The sequence below is a fragment of the Leclercia barmai genome (assembly GCF_049312895.1).
GTDB classification, from domain to species: Bacteria; Pseudomonadota; Gammaproteobacteria; order Enterobacterales; family Enterobacteriaceae; genus Enterobacter; species Enterobacter barmai.
Map to the genome: position 1 here is coordinate 33,489 of NZ_JBMNWZ010000003.1, position 25,614 is coordinate 59,102.

18 protein-coding genes are annotated in these 25,614 nt (G+C 59.1%); 7 read left to right on the top strand and 11 right to left on the bottom strand.

Annotation, left to right across the window (positions count from 1 at the left end):
• Window positions 1–22: 22 nt before the first annotated feature.
• The 3 genes from glnD (at window position 23) to ACOYA6_RS12895 (ending at window position 4,054) form a co-directional block, all read left to right on the top strand.
• Window positions 23–2,698: a bifunctional uridylyltransferase/uridylyl-removing protein GlnD gene (glnD, locus tag ACOYA6_RS12885; RefSeq protein WP_039030623.1), complete on the top strand. Its 2,676-nt coding sequence runs from the start codon at window positions 23–25 to the stop codon at window positions 2,696–2,698.
• Window positions 2,699–2,728: 30 nt separating this feature from the next.
• On the top strand, window positions 2,729–3,553 hold the full coding sequence (gene dapD / locus ACOYA6_RS12890) for a 2,3,4,5-tetrahydropyridine-2,6-dicarboxylate N-succinyltransferase (protein ID WP_039030312.1): 825 nt from the start codon (window positions 2,729–2,731) through the stop codon (window positions 3,551–3,553).
• 111 nt (window positions 3,554–3,664) lie between these two features.
• Window positions 3,665–4,054, top strand: coding sequence for a DUF3461 family protein (locus ACOYA6_RS12895; RefSeq protein WP_032616607.1), 390 nt, complete (start codon window positions 3,665–3,667; stop codon window positions 4,052–4,054).
• A 138-nt stretch (window positions 4,055–4,192) separates the two neighbouring features.
• On the opposite strand, the gene cdaR is transcribed toward ACOYA6_RS12895, so the two are convergent.
• The 3 genes from cdaR to dgt all read right to left on the bottom strand — a co-directional run bounded on the left by cdaR (window position 4,193) and on the right by dgt (window position 8,585).
• Window positions 4,193–5,350, bottom strand: coding sequence for a DNA-binding transcriptional regulator CdaR (cdaR, locus tag ACOYA6_RS12900; protein ID WP_422654799.1), 1,158 nt, complete (start codon window positions 5,348–5,350; stop codon window positions 4,193–4,195).
• Window positions 5,351–5,509: 159 nt separating this feature from the next.
• Window positions 5,510–6,940, bottom strand: coding sequence for a serine endoprotease DegP (gene degP / locus ACOYA6_RS12905; RefSeq protein WP_039030314.1), 1,431 nt, complete (start codon window positions 6,938–6,940; stop codon window positions 5,510–5,512).
• A 130-nt stretch (window positions 6,941–7,070) separates the two neighbouring features.
• Entirely contained in the window at window positions 7,071–8,585 is a 1,515-nt protein-coding gene (dgt, locus tag ACOYA6_RS12910) for a dGTPase (RefSeq protein ID WP_422654800.1), read from the bottom strand.
• A gap of 82 nt (window positions 8,586–8,667) precedes the next feature.
• Here dgt and mtnN point away from each other — a divergent pair, with 82 nt between their 5' ends.
• Genes mtnN through ACOYA6_RS12925 form a run of 3 tightly spaced genes read left to right on the top strand, consistent with a single transcriptional unit; the run spans window position 8,668 to window position 10,800 of the window.
• Entirely contained in the window at window positions 8,668–9,366 is a 699-nt protein-coding gene (gene mtnN / locus ACOYA6_RS12915; protein WP_039030316.1) for a 5'-methylthioadenosine/S-adenosylhomocysteine nucleosidase, read from the top strand.
• On the top strand, window positions 9,359–10,159 hold the full coding sequence (gene btuF / locus ACOYA6_RS12920) for a vitamin B12 ABC transporter substrate-binding protein BtuF (RefSeq protein ID WP_139564353.1): 801 nt from the start codon (window positions 9,359–9,361) through the stop codon (window positions 10,157–10,159). The genes mtnN and btuF overlap by 8 nt, the downstream gene beginning before the upstream one ends.
• A 17-nt stretch (window positions 10,160–10,176) precedes the next feature.
• Entirely contained in the window at window positions 10,177–10,800 is a 624-nt protein-coding gene (locus ACOYA6_RS12925; RefSeq protein ID WP_223074941.1) for a TRIC cation channel family protein, read from the top strand.
• A gap of 94 nt (window positions 10,801–10,894) precedes the next feature.
• Here ACOYA6_RS12925 and erpA read toward each other — a convergent pair whose 3' ends face one another.
• On the bottom strand, window positions 10,895–11,239 hold the full coding sequence (erpA, locus tag ACOYA6_RS12930) for an iron-sulfur cluster insertion protein ErpA (protein WP_039030319.1): 345 nt from the start codon (window positions 11,237–11,239) through the stop codon (window positions 10,895–10,897).
• Between the two features lie 79 nt (window positions 11,240–11,318).
• Entirely contained in the window at window positions 11,319–12,695 is a 1,377-nt protein-coding gene (gene clcA / locus ACOYA6_RS12935) for a H(+)/Cl(-) exchange transporter ClcA (protein WP_039030320.1), read from the bottom strand.
• Window positions 12,696–12,872: 177 nt separating this feature from the next.
• On the opposite strand from clcA, the gene hemL reads away from it, so the two are divergent.
• Window positions 12,873–14,153: a glutamate-1-semialdehyde 2,1-aminomutase gene (hemL, locus tag ACOYA6_RS12940; protein ID WP_422654801.1), complete on the top strand. Its 1,281-nt coding sequence runs from the start codon at window positions 12,873–12,875 to the stop codon at window positions 14,151–14,153.
• Between the two features lie 92 nt (window positions 14,154–14,245).
• Here the strand turns inward: hemL and fhuB are convergent, their stop codons facing one another.
• The 6 genes from fhuB to hrpB all read right to left on the bottom strand — a co-directional run bounded on the left by fhuB (window position 14,246) and on the right by hrpB (window position 25,565).
• Entirely contained in the window at window positions 14,246–16,228 is a 1,983-nt protein-coding gene (gene fhuB, locus ACOYA6_RS12945; RefSeq protein ID WP_422654802.1) for a Fe(3+)-hydroxamate ABC transporter permease FhuB, read from the bottom strand.
• Complete coding sequence (fhuD, locus tag ACOYA6_RS12950; RefSeq protein WP_422654803.1) at window positions 16,225–17,112, bottom strand: Fe(3+)-hydroxamate ABC transporter substrate-binding protein FhuD; 888 nt, start codon at window positions 17,110–17,112, stop codon at window positions 16,225–16,227. Before fhuD ends, fhuB begins: the two co-directional genes overlap by 4 nt.
• Window positions 17,112–17,909, bottom strand: coding sequence for a Fe3+-hydroxamate ABC transporter ATP-binding protein FhuC (fhuC, locus tag ACOYA6_RS12955; RefSeq protein ID WP_039030324.1), 798 nt, complete (start codon window positions 17,907–17,909; stop codon window positions 17,112–17,114). The genes fhuD and fhuC overlap by 1 nt, the downstream gene beginning before the upstream one ends.
• A gap of 54 nt (window positions 17,910–17,963) precedes the next feature.
• Complete coding sequence (fhuA, locus tag ACOYA6_RS12960; protein ID WP_039030325.1) at window positions 17,964–20,219, bottom strand: ferrichrome porin FhuA; 2,256 nt, start codon at window positions 20,217–20,219, stop codon at window positions 17,964–17,966.
• Between the two features lie 232 nt (window positions 20,220–20,451).
• A complete protein-coding gene (mrcB, locus tag ACOYA6_RS12965; protein ID WP_422654804.1) occupies window positions 20,452–22,980 on the bottom strand; it encodes a bifunctional glycosyl transferase/transpeptidase in 2,529 nt (842 codons plus the stop codon).
• 155 nt (window positions 22,981–23,135) lie between these two features.
• Window positions 23,136–25,565, bottom strand: a complete 2,430-nt coding sequence (gene hrpB / locus ACOYA6_RS12970; protein WP_422654805.1) for an ATP-dependent helicase HrpB — start codon at window positions 25,563–25,565, stop codon at window positions 23,136–23,138.
• Between the last annotated feature and the right edge of the window lie 49 nt (window positions 25,566–25,614).

Sequence of the window (25,614 nt, forward strand, 5' to 3'; positions counted from 1 at the left end):
TTTTTCTTATGGGTGGCGCGCAATGAGTAACCTTTTACCCGAACAGTATGCCAATACGGCACTCCCCACCCTGCCTGGCCAGCCGGATAACCCCGGCGTCTGGCCCACGGCCGAGCTGACCTGCGCGGGCATCAAAGCGCATATCGACATTTTTCAGCGCTGGCTGGGTGACGCCTTTGACAGCGGGATCTCCGCCGAAGCGCTGATTGAAGCCCGCACAGAATTTATTGACCAGCTTCTGCAGCGTTTATGGATTGATTACGGTTTTGGTCAGTTAGGCGACGTGGCGCTGGTGGCCGTCGGCGGCTATGGCCGTGGCGAACTGCACCCGCTGTCGGATATCGACCTGCTGATCCTGAGTCGCAAAAAGCTGCCTGACGAACAGGCGCAAAAAATCGGCGAGCTGCTGACCCTGCTGTGGGACGTCAAGCTGGAGGTCGGCCACAGCGTACGCACCCTGGAAGAGTGTCTGCTGGAGGGGCTGTCCGATCTCACCGTCGCCACTAACCTGATTGAATCACGCCTGCTGATCGGCGACGTCGCACTCTTCCTCGAGCTACAAAAGCACATCTTCAGCGACGGCTTCTGGCCGTCGGAGAAGTTCTTCGCCGCGAAGGTCGATGAACAGCAGGTGCGCCACCAGCGCTACCACGGCACCAGCTACAACCTGGAGCCCGACATAAAAAGCAGCCCGGGCGGCCTGCGCGATATCCATACCCTGCAGTGGGTGGCCCGCCGCCATTTCGGCGCCACCTCGCTGGATGAGATGGTCGGCTTTGGTTTTCTCACCGAAGCGGAGCGTACCGAGCTGAATGAGTGTCTGCATCTGCTGTGGCGCATCCGTTTTGCGCTGCATCTGGAAGTGACCCGCTACGACAACCGCCTACTGTTCGATCGTCAGTTAAGCGTCGCCCAGCGCCTGCACTACAGCGGCGAAGGCAACGAGCCGGTTGAGCAGATGATGAAGGATTTCTTCCGCGTCACCCGCCGCGTGGGTGAGCTGAATCAGATGCTGTTACAGCTGTTTGATGAGGCCATCCTCGCCCTGACCGCCGATGAAAAACCGCGCCCGATTGATGATGAATTCCAGCTGCGCGGTGCGCTGATCGACCTGCGCGACGAGACGCTGTTTATCCGCAAACCGGAAGCGATCCTGCGGATGTTCTACGCCATGGTGCGTAACAGCTCCATTACCGGGATCTACTCCACCACCCTGCGCCATCTGCGCCACGCCCGCCGCCATCTTACTCAGCCGCTGTGCTACATCCCCGAGGCGCGTTCGCTGTTTCTGAGCATGCTGCGTCATCCGGGCGCGGTAAGACGCGGGCTGCTGCCGATGCACCGTCACAGCGTGCTCTGGGCCTATATGCCGCAGTGGTCGCATATTGTCGGTCAGATGCAGTTTGACCTTTTCCATGCCTATACCGTTGATGAACACACCATCCGCGTGATGCTGAAGCTGGAAAGTTTTGCTCAGGAGGAGGTGCGCAGCCGCCACCCGCTCTGCGTTGAGCTCTGGCCTCGCCTGACCAACCCGGAGCTGATCCTGATTGCCGCCCTGTTCCACGACATCGCCAAAGGGCGCGGCGGCGACCATTCGATCCTCGGCGCGGAAGACGTCCTGAAATTCGCCGAGCTACACGGGCTTAATTCACGTGAAACGCAGCTGGTGGCCTGGCTGGTTCGTCACCATCTGCTGATGTCCGTGACCGCCCAGCGCCGTGATATTCAGGATCCGGAAGTGATCAAGCAGTTCGCCGAAGCGGTGCAGACGGAGAACCGCCTGCGTTTCCTGGTCTGCCTGACGGTAGCCGACATCTGCGCCACCAACGAAACGCTGTGGAACAGCTGGAAGCAGAGCCTGCTGCGCGAGCTCTATTTCGCTACCGAAAAACAGCTGCGTCGCGGAATGCAGAGCACGCCGGACATGCGTGAGCGCGTGCGCCATCACCAGATGCAGGCTCTGGCGCTGTTGCGGATGGAAAATATCAAAGAGGAGGCGCTGCATCTGATTTGGGCCCGCTGTCGCGCCAACTATTTTGTCCGCCACAGTCCAAACCAGCTGGCCTGGCACGCGCGCCATCTGCTGCAGCACGACCTGACGAAGCCGCTGATCCTGCTGAGCCCGCAGGCGACCCGTGGTGGAACCGAGATCTTCATCTGGAGTCCCGACCGCCCTTACCTCTTCGCGGCGGTGTGTGCGGAACTCGACAGACGTAACCTCAGCGTGCACGACGCGCAGATCTTCACGACCCGCGACGGCATGGCGATGGATACCTTTATTGTACTGGAGCCGGACGGCAGCCCGCTGTCGGCCGACCGACACGAGCCCATTCGCTACGGACTAGAGCAGGCGATTACCCAGCGCAGCTGGCAGCCACCGCAGCCGCGTCGACAGCCGGCAAAACTGCGCCACTTTACCGTCGATACCGAGGTCAATTTCCTGCCGACCCATACCGACCGCAAATCGTTCCTGGAGCTGATCGCGCTCGACCAGCCAGGGCTCCTCGCCCGGGTCGGGCAGGTTTTTGCCGATCTGGGAATTTCGCTGCACGGCGCCAGAATTACAACCATTGGCGAGCGAGTAGAAGATTTATTTATAATCGCCACCGCCGACCGTCGTGGGCTTAATAATGCCCTGCAACAGGAAGTGCAACAACGGTTGACAGCAGCCCTCAATCCAAACGATAAAGGGTGATGTTTTTTTTTACCTGGAAAGAGTTGAACTATGCAGCAGTTACAGAACGTTATTGAGTCCGCTTTTGAGCGTCGCGCCGACATTACGCCGGCAAATGTAGACACCGTGACCCGTGAGGCGGTTAATCAGGTTATTTCTCTGCTTGATTCCGGCGCACTGCGTGTAGCGGAAAAAATCGACGGTCAGTGGGTCACTCATCAGTGGCTGAAGAAAGCGGTACTGCTCTCTTTCCGTATTAACGATAACCAGGTTATCGACGGTGCGGAAAGCCGCTACTTCGATAAAGTACCCATGAAATTCGCTGATTACGACGAAGCGCGTTTCCAGAAAGAAGGTTTCCGCGTGGTGCCACCGGCAGCTGTTCGTCAGGGTGCATTCATTGCCCGTAACACCGTGCTGATGCCATCTTACGTGAACATCGGTGCTTACGTTGACGAAGGTACCATGGTGGATACCTGGGCGACCGTAGGTTCCTGCGCGCAGATCGGTAAAAACGTCCACCTCTCTGGCGGCGTGGGTATCGGTGGTGTTCTTGAGCCGCTGCAGGCGAACCCAACCATCATCGAAGACAACTGCTTCATCGGCGCACGTTCCGAAGTAGTTGAAGGCGTGATTGTCGAAGAAGGCTCCGTGATCTCCATGGGCGTCTACATCGGCCAGAGCACCCGTATTTACGATCGTGAAACCGGTGAAGTGCATTACGGTCGTGTACCGGCGGGTTCCGTGGTGGTTTCCGGCAACCTGCCATCAAAAGATGGCAAATACAGCCTGTACTGTGCGGTTATCGTCAAAAAAGTCGATGCGAAAACCCGCGGCAAAGTGGGCATCAATGAACTGCTGCGTACCATCGATTAATCGGGTATAACAAAAAGCGGGGGCAACCCCGCTTTTTTTATATCTGAGGGTGGCGAAAATAGATTTTTTCGTGAATTATTCATGGGTTATGTTGAGATCAAGGGTACCGCTATGTACGATAATCTGAAAAGTCTGGGCATTACTAATCCTGATGAAATTGACCGTTACAGCCTCCGTCAGGAAGCCAATAACGATATCCTGAAAATCTATTTCCACAAGGATAAGGGCGAGTTCTTCGCCAAGAGCGTAAAGTTTAAGTACCCGCGCCAGCGTAAAACTGTCGTTGCCGATGGCATCGGTCAGGGTTACAAAGAGGTGCAGGAGATCAGCCCGAATCTGCGCTATGTGATTGATGAACTGGATCAGATTTGCCAGCGCGATCGCACTGAAGTTGATCTGAAACGTAAGATCCTTGATGACCTGCGTCATCTGGAAAGCGTGGTTGCCCACAAGATCACGGAAATCGAAGCGGATCTTGAGAAGCTGACCCGTAATAAGTAATTCCCGGTGCGGCATGATGCCCTCACCCCGGCCCTCTCCCACCGGGAGAGGGTGCAAACACTAAAAACGGCAACCTTGGGTTGCCGTTTTGCTTTTACCTTGGCCGGATAAGGCGCAGCCGCCACCCGGCAAACAACGTCACCGCTGCTCGTCCAACTGCAACGCAACATACAGCAACAGCCGGTCGTCAAAATTCCCCAGATCCAGCCCCGTCAGCTCCGAAATGCGGTTCAGGCGGTACTCCAGCGTATTACGGTGGATAAAGAGCGCCTTCGACGTGGCCAGCGGCTGCACGTTATGACGGAACCACGCCTGCAGCGTGCGCCGCAGCAGGCCGTTGTTATCCATTGCCTTCAGCCGCACCAGCGGGCGCGCCAGTTCGTTGGCCTGCCAGCCGCCGCGCAGGCTGTCGAGCAGCACCGGCAGCATCAAATCCTGGTAAAAATAGCTACGGTGTTCCGGCATACGCTGCTTGCCAACCATCATGGTCGTGCGGGCGGTACGCCACGAACGCGCAATGCTCCCCGGCCCGGTAAAGTAGTTGCCTAGCGCCACGCGAAAACGCAGCTGGCCGTTCTCTTTCATCCGCGCAATCAGCTGTTCCACGCGCCGACGATGATCTTCCGCATCCCAGCGGCCGAACTGGTTCAACGCCGGTTTCAGCACCACCATCTCGGTTAACGAGACGATCGCCACCAGGTTATTACGCTCCGGCGTGGCCAGCGCGTTCTGCAGCTGCTGCAACTCCACCATGGCACTGTCGACGCCCAGCTGACCGCTGTCCACCTCGATCACCGCCACCACGCGGGGCTGATTGAGATCGATGCCCAGACGTTGCGCCCACTCCGTTAATGCCGGGGTATGCTCTTCCGCCTGGATCAGGTTCATCACCAGCTCTTCACGCAGACGGCTGTCCTGCGCCAGCAAGTGCATCAGGCGGGACTGCTCCAGCATCATCTCTGCGGTCATGCAGACCAGCTCACCGTATTTGCGCAGGGATTCCGGCTCACCGGTCAGGCCAATAACCCCGACGATTTCCCCCTCCAGACGCAGCGGCAGGTTGATCCCCTGGCGCACGCCGTGAAGATGTCGCGCCACCGCGTCATCAATATCCACCACGCGCCCCTGGGAGAGCACCAGCAGCGCACCTTCGTGCAATTCCCCAATACGCTCGCGATCGCCGCTGCCAATGATCCGGCCGCGAGCGTCCATCACGTTGATATTGGTGTCAATGATGCGCATCGTTCGTGCCACGATATCCTGCGCCATTTTGGTATCAAGATGCCAGCCAGCCATGTCGCCCTCCTCTGAGCAGAGCTCAAGCATAAGGAAGATTATTCAGCGTCGCATTGTGCGAATGCACAAACTCACAGGGAGAAGTATGGACTTGTGGAAGGGTTCACAGAAAGGAAAGTAAAAGCCCCTGTTTCCAGGCAGAAACAGGGGCTGAACGGGTTACTGCATCAGCAGATAGAGAGAGGTATCACCACGCTGGATATTCAACGCCAGCACCGACGGTTTGCTGTCGAGAATTTTGCGCAGTTCAGCGATGTTCTTAACCGGCTGCTGGTTAGCGCCGATAATCACATCCCCTTTCTTCAGGCCGATACGGGCAGCCGGGCTATTGGCTTTAACGTTGTCCACCGACACGCCTTTATCCTGGCCCTTGTTGCTCATATCCGCACCTTCGATACCACTGAAGATGGTTCCGGCATCCACCTGGTTCTGGCTGCTCTGCTGCAGTTCCAGATTTACGGTTACCGGTTTACCTTCACGCAGCAGGCCCAGGCTCACTTTGCTGCCGACCGGCATAGAGCCCACTTCTGCACGCAGTGCCGCGAAGCTGCTCACCGGTTTGCCGTTCAGGGTGGTGATCACGTCCCCGGCTTTGATCCCCGCTTTTGCCGCAGAGGAGTTTGGCATCACCTGGCTGACAAAGGCACCGCGCTGGGCATCAACCTTCATGGCTTTCGCCAGCTCGGAGTTCAGCTCGGTACCCAAAATTCCCAGCTCGCCGCGTTTAACCTGGCCAAACTCGACCATTTGCGCCGTCAGGTTTTTCACCATGTTGCTTGGGATGGCGAAGCCAATGCCGATGTTACCGCCGTCCGGGGCGAGGATCGCGGTGTTAATCCCGATCAGCTCGCCGTTGAGGTTCACCAGCGCGCCACCGGAGTTACCACGGTTAATCGCCGCATCCGTCTGGATAAAGTTTTCGTAGTTTTCCGCATTCAGACCGCTACGACCAAGGGCAGAAACGATACCGGAGGTCACCGTCTCACCCAGACCGAACGGGTTACCGATCGCCACGGTATAGTCGCCCACGCGCAGCGCGTCAGAGTCGGCGAGCTTAATCGCGGTCAGGTTTTTTGGATCCTGGATCTGAATCAGGGCAATATCAGAGCGAGGATCTTTCCCGACCATTTTGGCGTCGAGCTTACGCCCGTCGCTCAGCTGCACCTTAATGCTGGTGGCGTTATCCACCACGTGGTTGTTGGTGACAACATAGCCTTTGGCCGCATCAATGATCACGCCAGAACCCAGCGCCATAAATTTCTGCTGCTGGCCGCCGCCGTTGCCGCCGCCATCGCCGCCCTGACAGAATGGTGAGCTCTGGAACGGTGAACCATCCTGGCAGAACGGCGAGTTGTCGCCGAAGAACTGCTGGAAGTTACGTGGCATGCGTGGCGTGTTGACGGTGGTGCTGCCCTCGACATTGATACTGACCACCGATGGCATCACTTTTTCCAGCATCGGCGCCAGGCTTGGCATCTGCTGCGCAGTGGCTGCCGACGATCCGGTCTCCGCTGCGCTAGCAGACAGAGGAGACAACGCTAATCCTAAACTCAGAGCCAGTGCACTCATTGCTAAAGTGGTTTTTTTCATGTTTCTTAATCTCGATTTACAGGTCACGCACAATTGCTGTGTATATCAGATTCGTTTTGCTGCGCTTAGTTCCGGTATTAAGTTTCTGGAAAAAGTAAAAATTTATTGGCCGTCTTTACAAAACTCACCTTTATTCCACCGCCATCAACTTGCGGTATTCATCCCATGCATACAAGTCCGTCATTCCACTGATATAGTCCTGGATCAGGCGGCAGCGATAATAAAACTCCAGCACCGGCCAGTCCGTCTGCTGACGGTCTAATTTACCGATCGATTCCACATACGCCAGCCGGTGACGTGTTGAAAGTTTATGAAATAGCCGGGTTTCAATCGGAAAACGGCGTACCCGTTCTTTTTCTACCAGCTCGCTAAAATCGTCCACGGATAATTGCAGCAGCGGACGGAAGATCTCCAGCAGGCCGGTTATAACCCGATAGCCCTGTAATTCCAGCTGCTCAACATCCGGATGACTGAACACATGCCGCATGGCGACATTCTTATACAATTCAAGAAGTTGGCTGAAACCGCTGTCGTCTTCCAGCAGCGCATGGTTAAATTCACCGCGGTAAATCTGCTCGATGTTGTCTATAAAACGTTCAGCCGCATAGGGCACCAGTTTATTCAGGGTGTTGACGCGTAAATACATAAAGAACTGATCTTCAGTACTCCGACTCAGGGTGTTAGAGCGCGATTTCTCCCAGGCGTTTTCGACAACCTGCGAAAATAAAGACCCTTTTTCGTGGTTGCCCCAGGCATCATAAAGATGCTGATAAAGCCCCTCGACGCTGAATATTCTTTTTTCGACCGCATCTTCCAGATCGGCAACGCAATAGGAGATATCATCCGCCGCTTCCATAATCCAGGTTAATGGAAAACGACCATACTGCGGCAGGGAGAGTTCCTGACGAAGGCGCTCGATATAGCTCTCTTCAGAGAAATAATACCCCGGCTTTTTCATCAAATAATTGTGCGTCGCGGGGGGATCGCCCTGCCACCAGGCGGGACGGGTATATTTCAGAATGCACCCCACCTGCGCCCAGGTGAGGTTCATGCGCATCAGGGAGTGCACCAGCCGGATCCCCTGCGCGTTGCCCTCAAAATGACAGAGATCCTGACGCACCTTGCGACGCAGCACGTTCAGCGCCTCTTCGCCCTCGCGCAGCCGCAGATCCTGCACCAGGCAACGATCGTCGCTCAGCGGCTGGCTGGCCGCATCGGCGGGATAAAGACGCTGGCGGAACCAGTCATTGATCGCCGCTTCACCAAAATGACCAAAAGGCGGATTGCCGATGTCGTGCATCAGGCACGCCATCTCAACGATGCTTTCAAACGGCCCCGTCAGCTCGTCCAGTCCGTAGGTTTGCAGCAGGCGCTGCTCTTTGAGCCTGCTTAAAATCTCTTTTGCGATATAGCGGCCAACCTGCTGCACCTCCAGCGAGTGGGTGAGCCGGGTGCGCACGGCCGCGTTGCGTTCGAGTGGAAAGACCTGGGTTTTTTGCTGCAACCGACGGATTGCCGGAGAGTTAATGATGCGCCCGCGATCGCTTTCGAAGATCCGCAGGATCTCATGTTCGCTCTTGTTCCCCTGTGGGGAGCGGTAGCGACGGTGCCAGTTAATTTTGGTGCGAAAATCGATTGGTGCCATGTGCTCCCCCGCGTGAGAATGCGTTTCCCCTTAACCGCATGATAGACTATGCATCTTAACAAGGCACATCGCGAGTAAATCTATGAAAATCGGTATTATTGGAGCAATGGAAGAAGAAGTTACGCTGCTGCGTGACAAAATTGAGAACCGTCAGACCCTCTCTCTGGGCGGCTGTGAGATTTACACCGGCACGCTGAACGGTACTGAAGTTGCTCTGCTGAAATCAGGTATCGGTAAAGTTTCTGCCGCGCTGGGCGCTACCCTGCTGCTGGAACGCTGCAAGCCAGATCTGATCATTAACACCGGCTCTGCGGGCGGTCTCGCGCCAACCCTGAAAGTGGGCGACATCGTGGTTTCTGATGAAGCACGCTACCACGACGCCGATGTGACCGCCTTTGGTTACGAGTACGGCCAGCTTCCGGGCTGCCCGGCGGGCTTTAAAGCGGATGACAAACTGGTTGCCGCCGCAGAAAGCTGCATCGCCGAGCTGAACCTCAACGCCGTACGTGGCCTGATTGTCAGCGGTGATGCGTTTATTAACGGCTCCGTGAACCTGGCGAAAATCCGTCACAACTTCCCGCAGGCGATTGCCGTGGAAATGGAAGCCACCGCTATCGCTCACGTTTGTCATAACTTCAGCGTGCCTTTCGTGGTGGTTCGCGCCATCTCCGACGTGGCCGATCAGCAGTCTCACCTGAGCTTCGACGAGTTCCTCGTGGTTGCCGCCAAACAGTCCAGCCTGATGGTTGAGACGCTGGTACAGAAACTGGCGCGTGGCTAAGCCGCTCATCAGAGCGCTTGTTGCGCTGTTTCTGCTGACACCGGCGTGGCTTCTGGCCGCGCCGCGTGTTATTACCCTCTCCCCCGCCAATACCGAGCTGGCGTTTGCCGCCGGGATCGTCCCTGTCGGGGTCAGCAGCTATTCCGACTATCCCCCCGAAGCGGCTAAAATTGAACAGGTCGCCACCTGGCAAGGCATGAACGTTGAACGCATCGTCGCGCTTAAGCCCGATCTGGTGCTGGCCTGGCGCGGCGGCAATGCCGAACGACAGGTAAATCAGCTGGCCTCGCTGGGGATAAAAGTGCAGTGGATCGATGCCACCAGCATTGAGCAGGTTGCGCAGGCTCTTCGCGATCTTGCCCCCTGGAGCCCGGAACCACAAAAAGCGCAACAGGCCGCGCAGCAGATGCTGACGGAGTATGCCGCCCTGAAGGCCACATACGGCACACTGCCGAAAAAGCGGGTGTTTATCCAGTTTGGCCAGCAACCCCTGTTCACTACCAGCAAAGGCTCTTTGCAACATCAGGTACTGGAACTCTGTGGTGGAGAAAATATCTTTGCTGCCAGCCGGGTGCCCTGGCCCCAGGTTAGCCGCGAGCAGGTTCTGGCGCGCCAGCCGCAGGCCATTGTTGTAGCCGGTTCCGCAGGCGATATTCCCAAAATAGAGCAGTACTGGAAAAGTCAGTTAAAAATACCGGTAATTGCCCTTAAGAGTGACTGGTTTGAGCGCGCGAGCCCGCGTATTATCCTCGCCGCAAAACAACTCTGCTCTGCGCTGTCGCAGAGCCACTAATTTTCTCGAGGATTACGATGCTCGTTTACTGGCTGGATATTCTTGGCACAGCCGTTTTTGCGATCTCCGGCGTTCTGCTCGCCGGTAAATTACGCATGGACCCATTTGGCGTCCTGGTGTTGGGCGTGGTCACCGCCGTTGGCGGAGGAACCATCCGCGATATGGCCCTCGATCATGGCCCGGTATTCTGGGTCAAAGATCCCACCGACCTGGTGGTGGCGATGGTCACCTGCATGTTAACCATTATCCTGGTCCGCCAGCCGCGCCGCCTGCCGAAATGGCTGCTGCCGGTGCTGGATGCGGTGGGTCTCGCGGTGTTTGTCGGGATTGGGGTCAACAAGGCGTTTATGGCCGGAACCGGCCCGATGGTGGCGATCTGTATGGGGGTAGTCACCGGCGTGGGCGGCGGGATTATCCGCGATATTCTGGCGCGCGAAGTGCCGATGATCCTGCGAACGGAAATCTACGCCACGGCCTGTATTCTGGGCGGGATCGTCCACGCCACGGCGTGGTACACCTTTAATGTTCCGCTGGAACAGGCGGCGATGCTGGGAATGGTGGTCACGCTGGCCATCAGGCTGGCGGCAATCCGCTGGCACCTGAAGCTACCGACCTTCGCGCTGGACGAAAACGGGCGGTAATAAAAGCAAAACGGGAACCTCAAGGTTCCCGTTTTTAGTGTTTGCTCCCTCTCCCTGTGGGAGAGGGCCGGGATGAGGGCACCCGGCCATACCATCAGATGCTGAACGAAGAACCACACCCGCAGGTGCTTGTCGCGTTCGGGTTGGTTACCACAAAGCGCGAACCTTCCAGACCTTCGGTGTAATCAACAGAGCCACCCACCAGATACTGCAGGCTCATCGGGTCAACGACCAGCGCGACGCCCTGCTTCTCAATGGTCATGTCACCATCGTTAACCTGATCGTCAAAGGTGAATCCATACTGGAAGCCGCTGCAGCCGCCGCCGGTAATGTACACACGCAGTTTCAGCTCCGGATTGTCTTCATCGGAAATCAGGTCTTTTACTTTTTTGGCTGCTGCTTCGGTAAACTGCAACGGCAGCGCTACGTCATCACTCATCTTATGCTCCCATGAATACTGCTAGTGGGTAAAAATCACCCAATTCTTGTTGTCATTATCTAATACCCTGGTAATTCATTCAAGTATTCTGCTTCGCCAGGGTACGGGCAAGAATGGTGGAGTATAGCGGTTTTCCGCCGAGGAACTGGGCTAATAGTGTGGCCCCCAGGCAGGTAATGATCATTGGCAAAATGAGCTGGTAATTGTCGGTCATCTCCAGCACCAGCACGATCCCGGTGAGCGGCGCGCGCAGCGACGCCGCCAGCAGCGCCCCCATTCCGGCGACGGCAAAGGTGCCAGCCTCAAGATGATACGCCGGGAAACCTGCGGCAGCGGCCATGCCAAAGGCCGTGCCCAGCAACGTGCCCAACGCCAGCATGGGGGCAAAAATGCCGCCGGGCGCGCCGGAGGAGAAGCAGAGTACGGTGGTAATGACCCGGGAGATGAACATAAACAGCAGCAGGCCGATGCTGAAGTTACCCGCAGCTGCAATGGGGATCAGCCCAAAGCCACCGCCTGCCGCGTTGGGTTCGATAAAGCCCAGCACACCGCACACGCCCCCCAGCAGGCCGCCCACCAGCACCCATCTGGTGGTGTTACCGCCGTGGATCCGCTGGAACATATCCTGCGCGCGAATAATAAGGGCATTAAACAGCGGGCCGACAATGCCAAAAATCATGCCGAGGATCAGATAGAGCCACAGCGTATTGACCGGCGCGTTGGTTAACTTACCGACCTCGATAACCGCCCCTTCGCCATTAAATAACCGAAAGACAATGCTCGACATAATCACGCCGGTAAAGACCGCTTTAATCGAGATCAGGTTATAGCGAAACTGCGCGCGCATCTCTTCGATGATAAACAGGATCCCCGCCAGCGGGGCGTTGAACGCGGCGGAAAGGCCCGCGGCGGCACCGGTTGCCAGCAGCGTATGGCGTGCTTCAGCGCTGCGCATCCTGAACAGATCGCTGACCATACGGCCCACATTGCCGCCCAGCTGTACGGTCGGTCCTTCGCGCCCGAGTACCATCCCCGCTCCCAGCGTGCCCATCCCGCCGATAAATTTAACCGGAAGGACGCGCCACCAGCGGACCGGGCGCAGCTCTTCGAGCGCCCCTTCTATCTCAGGGATCCCCGAGCCGCCCGCTTCCGGAGCGAATTTACGCACCAGAAAATACCCCACCATCGCGAACAGTGCTGATAAACCAAAGGCCAGGATCCACACCAGCCATTCACGATCGGCGTAACCCGCCACGGTGCCAATACGCCAGTTAAGGACGCCATTGACGGCCTTTTCGAACGCGACGCCCACCAGCCCCGCCAGCGTGCCAACAACCGCCGCGCCCAGTAAAATCGCCAGCGGTGTCTTGTCGCGGTTGAGCAGCCGCCGGATGCTGATACGGTGTTGCGCACGCGCAAACTGTTGTTCTTCAAATGAGGGAGAATCTGCTTTCATTGCCTGTAATTTTTCGTCATACAAATCGCCGCAGGGAGTTTACCAGAGACAGCCCGGCCGTCTCCTGGAAATTGCTTAACAATTGTTAATGGATTAATGGGGCAAAAATTTCATAACCTTCCACGAATAACTTAGAATAGTGGGCTTAATCATTTTATACGAGCCAGGAACCACGCCATGAGCAAGTCTGAAAACCTCTACAGTGCAGCCCGCGAGCTTATCCCTGGCGGTGTTAACTCCCCGGTCCGTGCCTTTACCGGCGTGGGCGGTACACCGCTGTTTATCGAACGTGCCGATGGCGCATATCTGTATGACGTGGATGGCAAAGCCTATATCGACTATGTCGGCTCATGGGGCCCGATGGTTTTAGGGCATAACCACCCGGCTATCCGTAATGCGGTGATCGAAGCGGCGGAGCGCGGCTTAAGCTTCGGCGCGCCGACCGAAATGGAAGTCAAAATGGCGGAGCTGGTGACCGAACTGGTGCCGACCATGGATATGGTGCGCATGGTGAACTCCGGTACCGAAGCGACCATGAGCGCCATCCGTCTGGCGCGCGGCTTTACCGGCCGCGACAAAATCATCAAATTCGAAGGCTGCTACCACGGTCATGCCGACTGCCTGCTGGTGAAAGCCGGTTCCGGCGCGCTGACCCTCGGCCAGCCGAACTCCCCGGGCGTTCCGGCGGACTTCGCGAAGCACACCCTGACCTGCACCTATAACGATCTCGACTCCGTGCGTGCCGCCTTTGAGCAGTATCCGCAGGAGATCGCCTGCATCATCGTTGAACCGGTAGCGGGCAACATGAACTGCATTCCACCGCAGCCGGGCTTCCTGCAGGGCCTGCGTGCGCTGTGCGACGAGTTCGGCGCGCTGCTGATCATCGACGAAGTGATGACCGGCTTCCGCGTTGCACTGGCGGGCGCCCAGTCTTATTACGACGTGGTACCGGATCTGACCTGTCTGGGCAAAATCATCGGCGGCGGTATGCCGGTGGGCGCCTTTGGTGGCCGCAGAGAGGTGATGGACGCGCTGGCCCCTACCGGTCCGGTTTACCAGGCAGGCACCTTGTCCGGTAACCCGATTGCCATGGCCGCCGGTTTCGCCTGTCTCACCGAAGTGGCGCAACCGGGTATCCATACCACCCTGACCGAGCGCACCACCCAGCTGGCAAATGGCCTGCTGGAAGCGGCAGAAGACGCGGGTATTCCGCTGGTGGTGAACCACGTCGGCGGCATGTTCGGCATCTTCTTCACCGAAGCCAAAACCGTAACCTGCTATCAGGATGTGGTGCAGTGCGACGTTGAGCGCTTCAAGCGTTTCTTCCACCTGATGCTGGAGGAAGGCGTTTACCTGGCACCGTCGGCGTTTGAGGCGGGCTTTATGTCAGTCGCGCACAGCGAAGAGGATATCAACAACACCATCGACGCGGCGCGTCGGGTGTTTGCGAAGCTTTGAGTTGTGATATGCCGGGTGGCGGCTTCGCCTTACCCGGCCTACGGTTCGAGGGTTTTGTAGGCCGGGTAAGGCGGAGCCGCCACCCGGCTTTTTTATCGGCTCTGTTTCCGCAGAAGATAGATAAAGTACGGCGCGCCGATAAAGGTGGATAACAGCCCTGCCGGGATCTGGTACGGGAACAGCACCATCCGTCCGCACCAATCGGCTATCACCAGCATGATCCCCCCGATTAACGCCGACATCACAATGTGCGGCATCGTCCGACGGAAGCCCATCATCCGCGCGATATGCGGCGCCATCAGTCCGATAAAACTCAGCGGACCGATGGTCAGGGTCGCGGTTGCGGTCAGCGCCGCCGCCAGCAGCAGCAGGCCGATGCGCGAGGTGTTCAGCGCCATGCCCACCGAGCGGGCGGTATCGCCACCCAGCGGCAGCACCGTCAGCCAGCGACGGCAGAGCGGCACCAGCGCCAGCAGGACGATCATGGCTATCCCGGTGCTCATCACCTGCTCGGTCGTCGCGTTATAGGTTGAACCCGAGATCCAGGTCAGGATCTGCGCCATGCGCGGATCGCCGCTGGCCTGCAGCATCATCAGCAGCATGGTGAAGGCGGTGCTCAGCGCCATCCCCGCCAGCAGCATCCGGTGCGGCGAGAAGCCCCCGCGTCCGGCGGAGACGAGGATAATCAGCAGCGTCGCCGCAGCGCCAAGGCTGCCCGCAGGCATCAGCCAGCCGAAAGCATTGCCCGGCACAAAGAAGAGCATCAGCACCACGCCGAACGCCGCCCCGGAGCTGATCCCCAGCACTTCCGGGCTCGCCATCGGGTTACCGGTCAGGCGCTGAATGATGCAGCCCGCCACCGCCAGCATCACCCCGGCCATCAGGGCGGCAAAAATACGCGGTGTGCGCCACGGCAGAAGTTCGTCGAGCATCGCCCCGCTCGCCCAGTGCCAGCCCTGCGCATCGCGGCCAAACGCCATCGCCGTTATCACCGCCAGCAACAGCACCGCGCCGCCCACCAGGGCAAACCACACCACGTGATGACGTTCGGCCTGCACTTTGTCACCCGCGTTCATCGCCGGGGCGCTCATGCTTCGCAGACGCGGCAGCAGCCACAGCAGCAGCGGCGCGCCAATCAGGGCGGTCACGGAACCGGTAGAGACTTCCATCCACACCCGGGTCAGCCAGAGGATCACCTGGTCAGAGAGCCAGAGGATCAGCGCCCCAATCAGCGGAGCCAACATCAGCCGGGAGAGCAAACGCCGCGCACCGAGCATTTTCGCCAGCAGCGGCGCGAAGAGGCCGATAAAGCCGATAATGCCCACGGCGTTCACCAGCAGGGCGCTGATGACAATCGCCAGGGTCAGCGCCGCCAGACGCGCCAGCGACAGCGCCAGCCCGAGGTTGCGCGCCACGCCATCGTCCAGCCCCATCAGGGTGAGCGGGCGCAGCAGCAGCAGGGTCAGCAGCACGCCGCCCAGCAGCTGCGGCCACAGGCGCTGGACGATACTCCAGTCGGTCTGCGTCAGGGTTCCGGTGCTCCAGAGGAACATGCTTTGCAGCTGGTCGTGATGGAAAATGACTAAAAGCTGGTTCACCGCCCCGCAGTAGAGACTCACCACCAGCCCGGCGAGGATCAGGGTGACCGGCGAGAGGCGTTTGCCCCAGGCCACGCCAAAGACGATCGCGCCTACCACGCAGGCGCCCACCAGGGCGGCGAACTGCGGTGCCAGCGCGCCCGGCAGCGTCCACAGGGTGATGATGGTCATCCCCAGTTGAGCGCCGGTTGCCACACCCAGGGTGGTCGGCTCCGCCAGCGGATTACGCAGCACCTGCTGGAACAGCACGCCCACCAGCCCAAGCCCTGCCCCCACCAGCAGCGAGATCGCCAGCCGTGGCAGCAGGCTGTAGTGGAACAGCATCTGTTGAATATTATCGATATCGGGGGCGACCAGCGCGGCGCCCCACTGCGTGCGCGGCAGGGCCAGATTGAGGTTCCACCAGGTTAAACCCAGCGCAACGGCCAGCAGCATCGCTATGAACAGCGCCGGGTAAAGGGCGATCCGGGATCTCATGCCTGGCCTCCCAGCGCGTTGTCCAGCGTGCGGGCAAAGTGCATGGCCGACAGCGTCGCGCCGTAGAACCACACCGCCGGTACGCGCTTGACGCGCTGCTGGCGAACAAACGGCATCGCCTGCCACAGCGGCGTCGCCATCAGGGTCTGCATTTCGCGTTCATTGCCGTGATCGAAGCAGAGCACATCCACATCCTTAAACGCCGCCAGACGATCGATGCCAACGGCGGTACTACCCCAGAAGGTCATCTCCCCTTCCCAGGCGTTTTTAATTCCATAGCGATCCAGCACTTCCTGGAACAGGCAGTTATTGCCAAACACCAGCATATGGCGGGCATCGAGCAGAGTGACCATCAGCAGCGGGCGATCGCCGCGACCGGCAAAGCGCGGTTTGTAGCTGTCTATCACGCTGTCGAAGTGATCCAGATGCGAACGGGCCGCGCTTTCCAGATTCAGCAGCTGGGCCATCTCGCTTAACGATTTACGGGCATTGGTCAGCGGCTTTTTCCCGTCGCTGAAGGCAAAACCCCGTCCCGGCGCAATCCGCGCCAGCTTCTCTTCTGACGGACCATACCCGGCCGACCAGACCAGGTAAGAGGGTTTCATCTGGGTGAGCAGTTCGAGGTTGGGCTCGGTACGCAGGCCGATGTCGATAACCGACTCCGGCAGCCGCGGCTCGTTCACCCACAGGGTGTAGTTGGGAATATCGGCCACGCCATAGGGGGTAACGCCCAGCGCCAGCAGCAGCTCAACCGGGAGCCACTCGAGGGCCACAATGCGCTGTGGATCGATGGCGGCAGCCTGCGCGGCGTTCATTTTCCACAGCAGCGGCGAAAGGGCCATGGCCGTCAGCAGGCGGCGACGGCTAATCATAAAATCAGGCATCAATAGACAAAGCTCACCGGTGCCGCTCCGGCCGGATGCGGCAGAATACCCATTGGAATTCCGTAGATGGTTTCCAGCGTCTCGCTCTGCATCAGCTCGTCCGGCGTGCCACGGGCGATCATCTCTCCGCCCCGCAGCGCCACCAGATAATCGCAGTAGCGCGCCGCCATGTTAATGTCATGCAGCACCGCAATCACGGTCAGGCCGCGCTGCTGGCTTAAGCGATGCACCAGCGCCAGCACGTCCACCTGATGGGCGATATCGAGGGCGGATGTGGGCTCATCCAGCAGTAAACAACGGCTGTCCTGCGCCACCAGCATGGCGATCCACGCCCGCTGACGCTCGCCGCCGGACAGGCTATCCACCAGACGATGGGCCAGCGGCTTTAAGCCCACCAGCGCAATCGCCTCTTCCACTTTCTCGCGGTCGGCCACGCCAAAACGGCCCAGCGCGCCATGCCACGGATAACGGCCAATCGCCACCAGTTCGCGGACGGTCATCCCTTCCGCCTGCGGCAGCTGCTGCGGCAGATAGGCCACCTTGCGGGCAAAGGCTTTGCTGTTCCAGCTCTCCAGCGGTTGTCCGTCGAGCAGGATATCGCCCTCTGACGGCGACTGATGGCGGCCCAGCATTTTCAGTAAGGTGGATTTGCCGGAGCCGTTATGACCGATAAGGCCGGTCACCTGGCCTGCGGGAAAGGTCAGCGAAAGCGGATGCAGCAGCGTGCGTCCAGGAACGCGAAAGGAGACGCCATCAAGGGCAAAGGTAGTATCGGATTGCGGGTTGTTTTCCTGCATGTCAGCCAACTTAAGTAAAGAAAAGGGCACGAAAAACGTGCCCAAATTTAGAGGTTAGAAGCGGAAGGTCGCAGTCGCGACAACCTGACGTTCAGCACCCCAGAAGCAGCCATAGGTGTTGAAGCAGCTGGCGACGTATTCACGATCCAGCAGGTTGTTCACGTGCAGCGCCACGTTCGAGCCCGCCATACCAACGCGCGCCAGGTCGTAACGCACCAGGGCATCCATCACCGCGTAGCTGCCGACCTTGAAGGAGTTCGCCGGATCGCCATAGCTGGAGCTGGAGAAGCGACCGCCGGTACCCAGCGTCAGGCCAGAGAGCGCACCATCATAGAAGGTGTAATCACCCCACAGGGAGGCCATGTGCTCAGGCACCTGTGCCGGCGTGTTGCCTTTGTAGTTGGTGTCGGTGGTGTACTCCACGTCGGTGTAAGTATAGGAACCCACCACGTTGACGCTGGCAGACAGCGCCGCTTTGGCTTCAATTTCCACGCCGCGGGCGCGGATCTCGCCACCTTCAACCGAGAAGAACGAGCCCGCAGGATCGGCCATCAGGTTGTTGGTTTTGGTCAACTGGTACAGCGCACCGGTCAGCACGATCGGACGATCGCTTGGGACATACTTCACGCCCACTTCGTACTGTTTGCCTTTTGAAGGGGCAAACGGCTTACCTTGTGCATCGCTCTGGGAGGACGGCTCGAAGGATTCGCTGTAGCTGAAGTACGGGGTAACGCCGTTATCGAACAGGTAGTTAACGCCGCCACGCCAGGTGAACTGGTTGTCATCACGTGATGCCGTGGTGCTCGTGACGCGGTTGAGCGAATCCTGCTCAGCCCAGTCGTAACGGCCGCCCAGGGTAACCAGCACTTTATCCCACTGCGCCTGATCCTGAACGTAGAGACCGGTCTGTTTCTGCTTGTTCAGTACCTGATAGGCGCCTGACGGGCCAGGATGTGAACCGAAATCGAAGTCGCTACGATCAAGGTTATAGATATCAGATGGAGCTACGGAACCGGCATAACCAAACCACGAGTCGATGTCATTACGCATGCGCATGAAATCAACGCCAGTCAGCAGAGTATGATCGAGAGAACCCGTCGCGAACTTGCTCTGCAACTGCGTATCAACAGTGAAGTTTTCCAGCTTCTCGTTATCGATAACGTACTGGCGAGTCAGCGTGTGTCCCCACTGCGATTGAGGAACGCTCGCGCAAGGGCTGGATGCCGGGTTACTCGAATAGAGTGGATCGGAACACATGCCGTAGCCGTAGACGCTGTTTTGCGAGGTTTTATTCTGCGCAAAACGCAGGTTCTGACGCACGGTGAAGGTGTCGTTAAACTCGTGATCGAAGCTATACCCGACCATCTTCTGGTTACGGGAGTAGGTGTTGTTTTTTGCACCTTCGTTGAAGTCGGTCGACAGGCGATCGCCGTTTGGCAGCGGATCAACGGTACCCTCTTTCGGCAGCCAGCCGTAATAACCGGTCTCCGGCTCGTTCTGGAAATAGGAGAGGAAGGTGAAATTCGTTTTATCATCCGGACGCCAGGAGAAGGACGGCGCAATGGTGTAACGCTGCTCGCCCTTACCTTCCTGCTGCGAATTATTGGAACGCGCCAGTCCGGTCAGGCGATAGGAGTAAACGCCGTCGTCATCCAGCGCGTCGCTGAAGTCAAAGCCGGTCTGGAACAGGCTGTCAGTACCTACCTTGAACTGAACCTCTTTCAGCGGCTCGGTCAGCGGACGTTTGCTGACCATGTTCAGCAGGCCGCCCGGGCTGCTTTTGCCGTACAGAACGGAGGTCGGCCCGCGCATCACTTCCGCGCGTTCGATCATATAAGGGTCAATTACCGCGTCGTTGTAGAAGTTGCCCTGCATCTTCATACCGTCGAGGTAGTTGTTCTGGCTTTGGCCATCGGCCGCAAAGCCACGAATAATCAGGTAGTCATAAGTGTTAGACGCCCCACGCGTGCCGACGGCCACCCCAGGGGTGTAGCTCAGGGCTTCTTTTACCGAGCGTGGCTGGTGAAGGGCCATCTCTTCCGCGGTGACCACGGAGACCGACTGCGGAACCTTCTCAATGGAGGTATCCGTCTTAGTGCCGGTAGCAGACTGACGTGCTGCGATGGTCGCCGCCGGACCCCAGGCGCTCTCCTGTGGAGCAGGCGCTGCGGTAACGGTGATGGTTTCTTCTTTTTTAGGGGTTTCTGCAGCCTGAGCGTAAGCAGACATGCCGCTAACCGCTGTGGCTACAACAACTGCGATTTTACGCAGCGAAGATTGCATTGGCTGAGCAGTTTTAGAATGCGCCATTGGTATGTCTCTGATGAAAGCGTGAATGATAACGTAAACGAGAATTATTATTATGACCGCAGCATATTATGCGAAACATTCACGGCATAGCAAGTGATATGCGCCCCTACAGGAATTGAGGGTATAAGAATTAAACAATGGAAAATACAGGGTTAATAAACGGGGATGTTACTGTTGGTGGGATGTTTAATTGAGGTGAAAAATCCCTCTCCCGCAGGAGAGGGAAACAGTATTAATTACCGCCGAACATATCCTTGATCCAGCCGGCGACGCCGTCGCTGTCCTTCTTCTCATTCTGCTGCTGCGGCTGCTGCTGTTGCGGCTGTTGTTGCTGCTGAGGAGAAGACTGCTCAAACGGGTTGCCCGTTGGCTGCGGCGCTGGCGCCTGGCATAGGGAGTCCGGATTGGTGGTCCAGACCGGCACGCTACGCATCCCGCCGCCACACACGAAGTTGCCCGACTGATCTACGCCCATATCCACGATATCTTCCGGTGGCGTCAGGGTCAGCGGAACCGGCGACTGGTTAGCCAGATAGCGCTGGTAAATCGACATCGCCCCGCTGGCACCGTACAGCTTCGTCGGCTGGTTGTTGTCGCGCCCTACCCAGGTGATCACCACTTCACGCCCGTCGATGCCCGCAAACCAGGTATCGACGTTGTTATTGGTGGTCCCGGTTTTACCCGCCAGATGCAGGCCAGGATACTTCGCCCCAAGCTGACGGCCAGTGCCGCGCTGCACAACCTGCTGCATGGTCCAGAGCGTCATATAGGCCGCCTGCGCCGGTACAGCACGCTCCGCCTGCGGGAAGCTCTGGTAGAGCGGTGTGCCATCTTCTGCGATCACGGAACGCAGCGCAGAGAGCTGGGCACGGTTGCCGCCGCTGGCGATGGTCTGGAACGCCTGCGCCACTTCGATTGGCGTCAGGTTCAGGGCCCCCAGCAGCATGGCCGGAACCGGATGCAGCTGATCTTTCGGCACGCCCAGCTTCAGCCAGGTATCGGTGACCGCTGGCAGACCCAGCGCCATCCCGAGGTTAACCGTCGGCACGTTCATGGAACGCGTCAGGGCATCCACCAGCATCACCTGTCCGCTGTACTGCTTATCGTCGTTCTGCGGCGACCACACCTGGCCATTCGGCTGGCGCAGGGCAATCGGGGCATCGGCGATCCAGGTGTTCAGACGATACTGGTTCGGCTGGCTCAGGGCGGTGAGATAGGTCGCCGGTTTTGCCAGAGAACCGATCGAACGGCGTGCCTGCATCGCGCGGTTGTAGCCCGCGAACTGCGGTTCTGCACCGCCGACCATCGCCCGCACTTCACCGGTGGTACGATCGACCACCACCATCGCGGTCTCCAGATCGCTCAGCTTGCGCTGTTTTTTCAGCGCCGGAATACCTTCCACCGCCGCCTTCTCTGCGGCATCCTGCGCCACGGAGTCAAAGGTGGTGAAGATCTTCACGCCGGAGAGATCTTTAACTTTATCGCCCAGTTTGGTCTGCAGCTCCTGACGCACCATCTGCATAAAGGCAGGCTGCGGGGAGATCACGCCGCCGCGCGGCTGTACGCCTAACGGACGCGCGCTGAGCATGTCGTACAGCTCCTGGTCGATCACCTGCTGCTGTTGCAGCAGACGCAGCACCAGATTACGCCGCTCCAGCGCCAGTTTCGGATTGCGCCACGGGTTGTAGATGGACGCGCCCTTCACCATGCCCACCAGCAGCGCCTGCTGATCGAGGCTCAGCTCTTCCACCGGACGACCAAAGTAGTAGAGGCTCGCCAGCGGGAAGCCGCGGATCTCATTGTCGCCGCTCTGACCGAGGTAGACCTCGTTCATATACAGCTCAAGGATGCGGTCTTTGCTGTAGCGGGCATCCATCAGCACGGCCATGTACGCTTCGTTGGCCTTACGCCAGTAGGAGCGCTCGCTGGAGAGGAACAGGTTCTTCACCAGCTGCTGGGTCAGGGTACTCGCCCCCTGCACCGTCCGTCCGGCGGTCAGGTTCGCCAGCACCGCACGGCCAATGGAGTACAGGCTGACGCCATCGTGCTCATAGAAGTGACGGTCTTCGGTCGCCAGCAGGGTATCCACCAGCAGATCCGGGAAGCCGTTACGCGCGACAAACAGGCGCTGCTCGCCGTTTGGCGAGGAGAGCATGGTGATCAGCCGCGGATCGAGACGGAAGAAACCGAACTGACGGTTGTTCTCCATGTTCTCGATGGTTTCCAGACGATCGCCGTCGAAGGTCAGACGCGCGCGCACCTGCCCCTCTTTGCTGTCCGGGAAGTCAAACGGACGGCGGATCATCTCAATGCTTTTCGCCTGCACCGTAAACTCGCCGGGACGGGTCATCTTCGTCACCTGGCGGTACTGGGTCGCCTCCAGCAGCTTGACCATCTCGTTCTTGCTGATGGACATATCCGGCTCAAGGTTAACCATCCGGCCATAGACCGCCGCAGGCAGCTGCCAGACTTTCCCGTCGATACGGCTGCGGATCTTCTGATCCAGATAGACGCCATAGATCGCCAGCAGGACGACGAAAACAATAAACAGCTTCAGCAGCAGCCAGAACCAGCCGCGCTTGCCACGAGGTTTACCCTTTTTGCCTTTCCCTTTACGTGGCGCAGGTGCGTCATCGTCATACTCATTGTCGACATCATCGTCGTACTCCTCATCTCTGAGGCGTCGACGCCCTGCCTTTTCTTTTGCCGGACGTGCAGGTCTTCCTTTACGTCCAATTGGCTCGCGGTCATTCCCCGCCATGCTTTCTCTCCGCAACTATCAGGCGCAAAGGCCCGATTCTCAGTTCTTCCCCCTGATGGAGGAAGAAGAAATCTCTCAAAATAAACCGTGTTTCTCCCTCTCCCTGTGGGAGAGGGCATCGCCGGGTGGCGCTGCGCTTACCCGGCCTACAAATACTACGAATACTTCTTCGTGCGCCGGGTGGGCGCAGTATTTGCCGGATCGTCCGGCCAGACATGTTTGGGATAACGCCCTTTCATCTCTTTTTGCACCTCGCGATAGCTCCCGGCCCAGAAAGCACCCAAATCGCGGGTGATCTGCAGCGGGCGCTGGGCCGGTGACAGTAGCTCCAGCACCAGCGGCACACGCCCCTGCGCAATGGCAGGCGTGGTCGCCTCGCCAAACATCTCCTGCATCCGTACCGCCAGCGCCGGAGGATTATCTTCATGATAACGAATGGCTATCCGGCTGCCGGTCGGCACAGTGTAATGCCCCGGAAGCTCGGTATCCAGACGTTGACGTAACGACCAGTCGGTTAAGTTCTGTAACGCCGCCTTCACATCCAGCGCTTTCAGCGCGCGCAGGGAGTGTACGCCACTCATTTGCGGCAGTAACCAGTTTTCCAGATCTGCCAGCAGCGAGGCATCGTCCACCGCGGGCCAGTCGTACTCCGGCAGCCACCTGGCTGCACAGTGTAAACGGATCCGGAACTGCTCCGCCTCCGGGGTCCAGTTCAGCACGCTGAGCCCTCTGTCGCGGATGCCGTTGAGCATCGCCTGATGCAGCTCCTCTTCCGAGGGCTTCGCCAGCGGTCTGACGTTCACCGTCAGGCGGCCAATCTGCGTGCGCCGCAGCGCCTTCAGGGTGCCCTGCGCCTCATCCCACTCCACGGTGTCGGACTGCTCCACCAGATCGGGGCAAGCACCGATCAGGGCATCGATATCCACGGCCAGGCCCAACAAAATGCGCGCGTCCGGCGACTGGCTGCCCTGCAGCAGCAGCGGGGCAATCAGCCACTCGTGACGGGTCATGGCGTCGTCGCTCTGCAGCATCGCCCCCATGCCGTTTGCCAGCTGGTAGCGGCCATCCAGCCCGCGACGGCGGGCGATGCGGTCGGGAAACGCCTTCGCCAGCAGCGCGGGCACCCGGTCGCTGTCCGGCGCCCCGCCCCGGCTGTTCAGTCGCGAACTCAGCTGCCGGGCGCGCTGCTGCCACTCCGGCTGATTGCGGGAGAAGGCCTGAGCCAGATCGCTGCTGGCCCCGCGCGGCGGCTGTTCAAGGATAGCGGCCAGTTTTGCCGCCGTCGCAATATCATCCTCATCCGACGCGCTGGCCAGCATCGCCGCCAGCCGCGGATCGTTGCCGAGCTTCGCCATCTTCTGACCAAAGGCGGTAAGCTGCTCCCCGGCCAGCGCCCCAAGCTGGGTTAACAAACGACGGGCCGCCGCAAGGTTAGTCGCTGGCGGCAGATCCAGCCAGTTTAACTGCGACGGATCCCGGCAGCCCCACTGCAGCAGCTCCATCAGCAGGCCGCTGAGATCGCTTTGCATGATTTCAGCTGTACCCTGCGCCGCAGCGCGCTCAGCCTGCTCAAACGGCGTGAGATGCAGGCAGATGCCCGGCTCCAGTCGCCCGGCACGCCCGGCGCGCTGGGTCATCGATGCCTGGCTGACGCGCTGGGTCAGCAGGCGGGTCAGGCCGCTGCGAGGGTCGAAATTCGCCACCCGCTCCTGGGCGGAGTCCACCACCAGCCGGATGCCTTCGATGGTCAGGCTGGTTTCGGCGATGTTGGTCGCCAGCACCACTTTACGCTGTCCTGCCGGGGCGGGCAGGATCGCTTTACGCTGCTCGGCAAGCGACAGCGCGCCATACAGTGGGCAGAGCACCACGTCATCGCCCACGCGACGCGCCAGTTGCTCCTGCACGCGCTGGATCTCAATCACGCCCGGTAAAAACAGCAGCAGCGAGCCCGGCTCCTGACGCAGCAGCTCGGCGGTCGCCACTGCCACCGCCTCGTCAAAGCGCAGTTGGGACGACAGCGACTGATAGCGGCGCTCCACCGGGAAGGTGCGGCCCTCAGAGATAAGGGTCGGCGCGTCCGGCAGCAGGCGCTGGAGCCGCTCGTTATCCAGGGTCGCGGACATGATCAGCAGCTTAAGATCGTCGCGCAGCCCCTGCTGAACGTCCAGCAGCAGCGCCAGGGCAAGATCCGCCTGCAGGCTGCGCTCGTGGAATTCATCAAGGATCACCAGCCCCACGCCGGTCAGCTCGGGATCGTGCTGCAGCATGCGGGTGAGGATCCCTTCGGTGACCACCTCCAGCCGGGTGTTCTCCCCGACGCAGGTTTCGGCCCGCATCCGGTAGCCAACCGTCTCCCCGGGCTTTTCGCCCAGCAGCTCCGCCAGACGCTGCGCCACGTTACGGGCCGCGATCCGGCGCGGTTCAAGCAGGATGATTTTGCCGTTGACCGACCCCCCGGCCAGAATTTGCAGCGGCAGCCACGTCGACTTCCCCGCACCGGTTGGCGCGTTCAGCAGAACCTGGGGGGCGTGTTGTAACGCGAGAAGGAGATCGGGAAGGACAGCAGCGACCGGCAACAAGGACACGAATGGCTCCAGAGGGTTAACTTTAGACGGCGTACATTGTAGCATCGCC

Coding starts and splice junctions, on each gene's coding strand:
- glnD (WP_039030623.1), top strand. CDS start 23: ATGAGTAACCTTTTACCCGAACAGTATGCCAATACGGCACTCCCCACC.
- dapD (WP_039030312.1), top strand. CDS start 2,729: ATGCAGCAGTTACAGAACGTTATTGAGTCCGCTTTTGAGCGTCGCGCC.
- ACOYA6_RS12895 (WP_032616607.1), top strand. CDS start 3,665: ATGTACGATAATCTGAAAAGTCTGGGCATTACTAATCCTGATGAAATT.
- cdaR (WP_422654799.1), bottom strand. CDS start 5,350: ATGGCTGGCTGGCATCTTGATACCAAAATGGCGCAGGATATCGTGGCA.
- degP (WP_039030314.1), bottom strand. CDS start 6,940: ATGAAAAAAACCACTTTAGCAATGAGTGCACTGGCTCTGAGTTTAGGA.
- dgt (WP_422654800.1), bottom strand. CDS start 8,585: ATGGCACCAATCGATTTTCGCACCAAAATTAACTGGCACCGTCGCTAC.
- mtnN (WP_039030316.1), top strand. CDS start 8,668: ATGAAAATCGGTATTATTGGAGCAATGGAAGAAGAAGTTACGCTGCTG.
- ACOYA6_RS12925 (WP_223074941.1), top strand. CDS start 10,177: ATGCTCGTTTACTGGCTGGATATTCTTGGCACAGCCGTTTTTGCGATC.
- erpA (WP_039030319.1), bottom strand. CDS start 11,239: ATGAGTGATGACGTAGCGCTGCCGTTGCAGTTTACCGAAGCAGCAGCC.
- clcA (WP_039030320.1), bottom strand. CDS start 12,695: ATGAAAGCAGATTCTCCCTCATTTGAAGAACAACAGTTTGCGCGTGCG.
- hemL (WP_422654801.1), top strand. CDS start 12,873: ATGAGCAAGTCTGAAAACCTCTACAGTGCAGCCCGCGAGCTTATCCCT.
- fhuB (WP_422654802.1), bottom strand. CDS start 16,228: ATGAGATCCCGGATCGCCCTTTACCCGGCGCTGTTCATAGCGATGCTG.
- fhuD (WP_422654803.1), bottom strand. CDS start 17,112: ATGCCTGATTTTATGATTAGCCGTCGCCGCCTGCTGACGGCCATGGCC.
- fhuC (WP_039030324.1), bottom strand. CDS start 17,909: ATGCAGGAAAACAACCCGCAATCCGATACTACCTTTGCCCTTGATGGC.
- fhuA (WP_039030325.1), bottom strand. CDS start 20,219: ATGGCGCATTCTAAAACTGCTCAGCCAATGCAATCTTCGCTGCGTAAA.
- mrcB (WP_422654804.1), bottom strand. CDS start 22,980: ATGGCGGGGAATGACCGCGAGCCAATTGGACGTAAAGGAAGACCTGCA.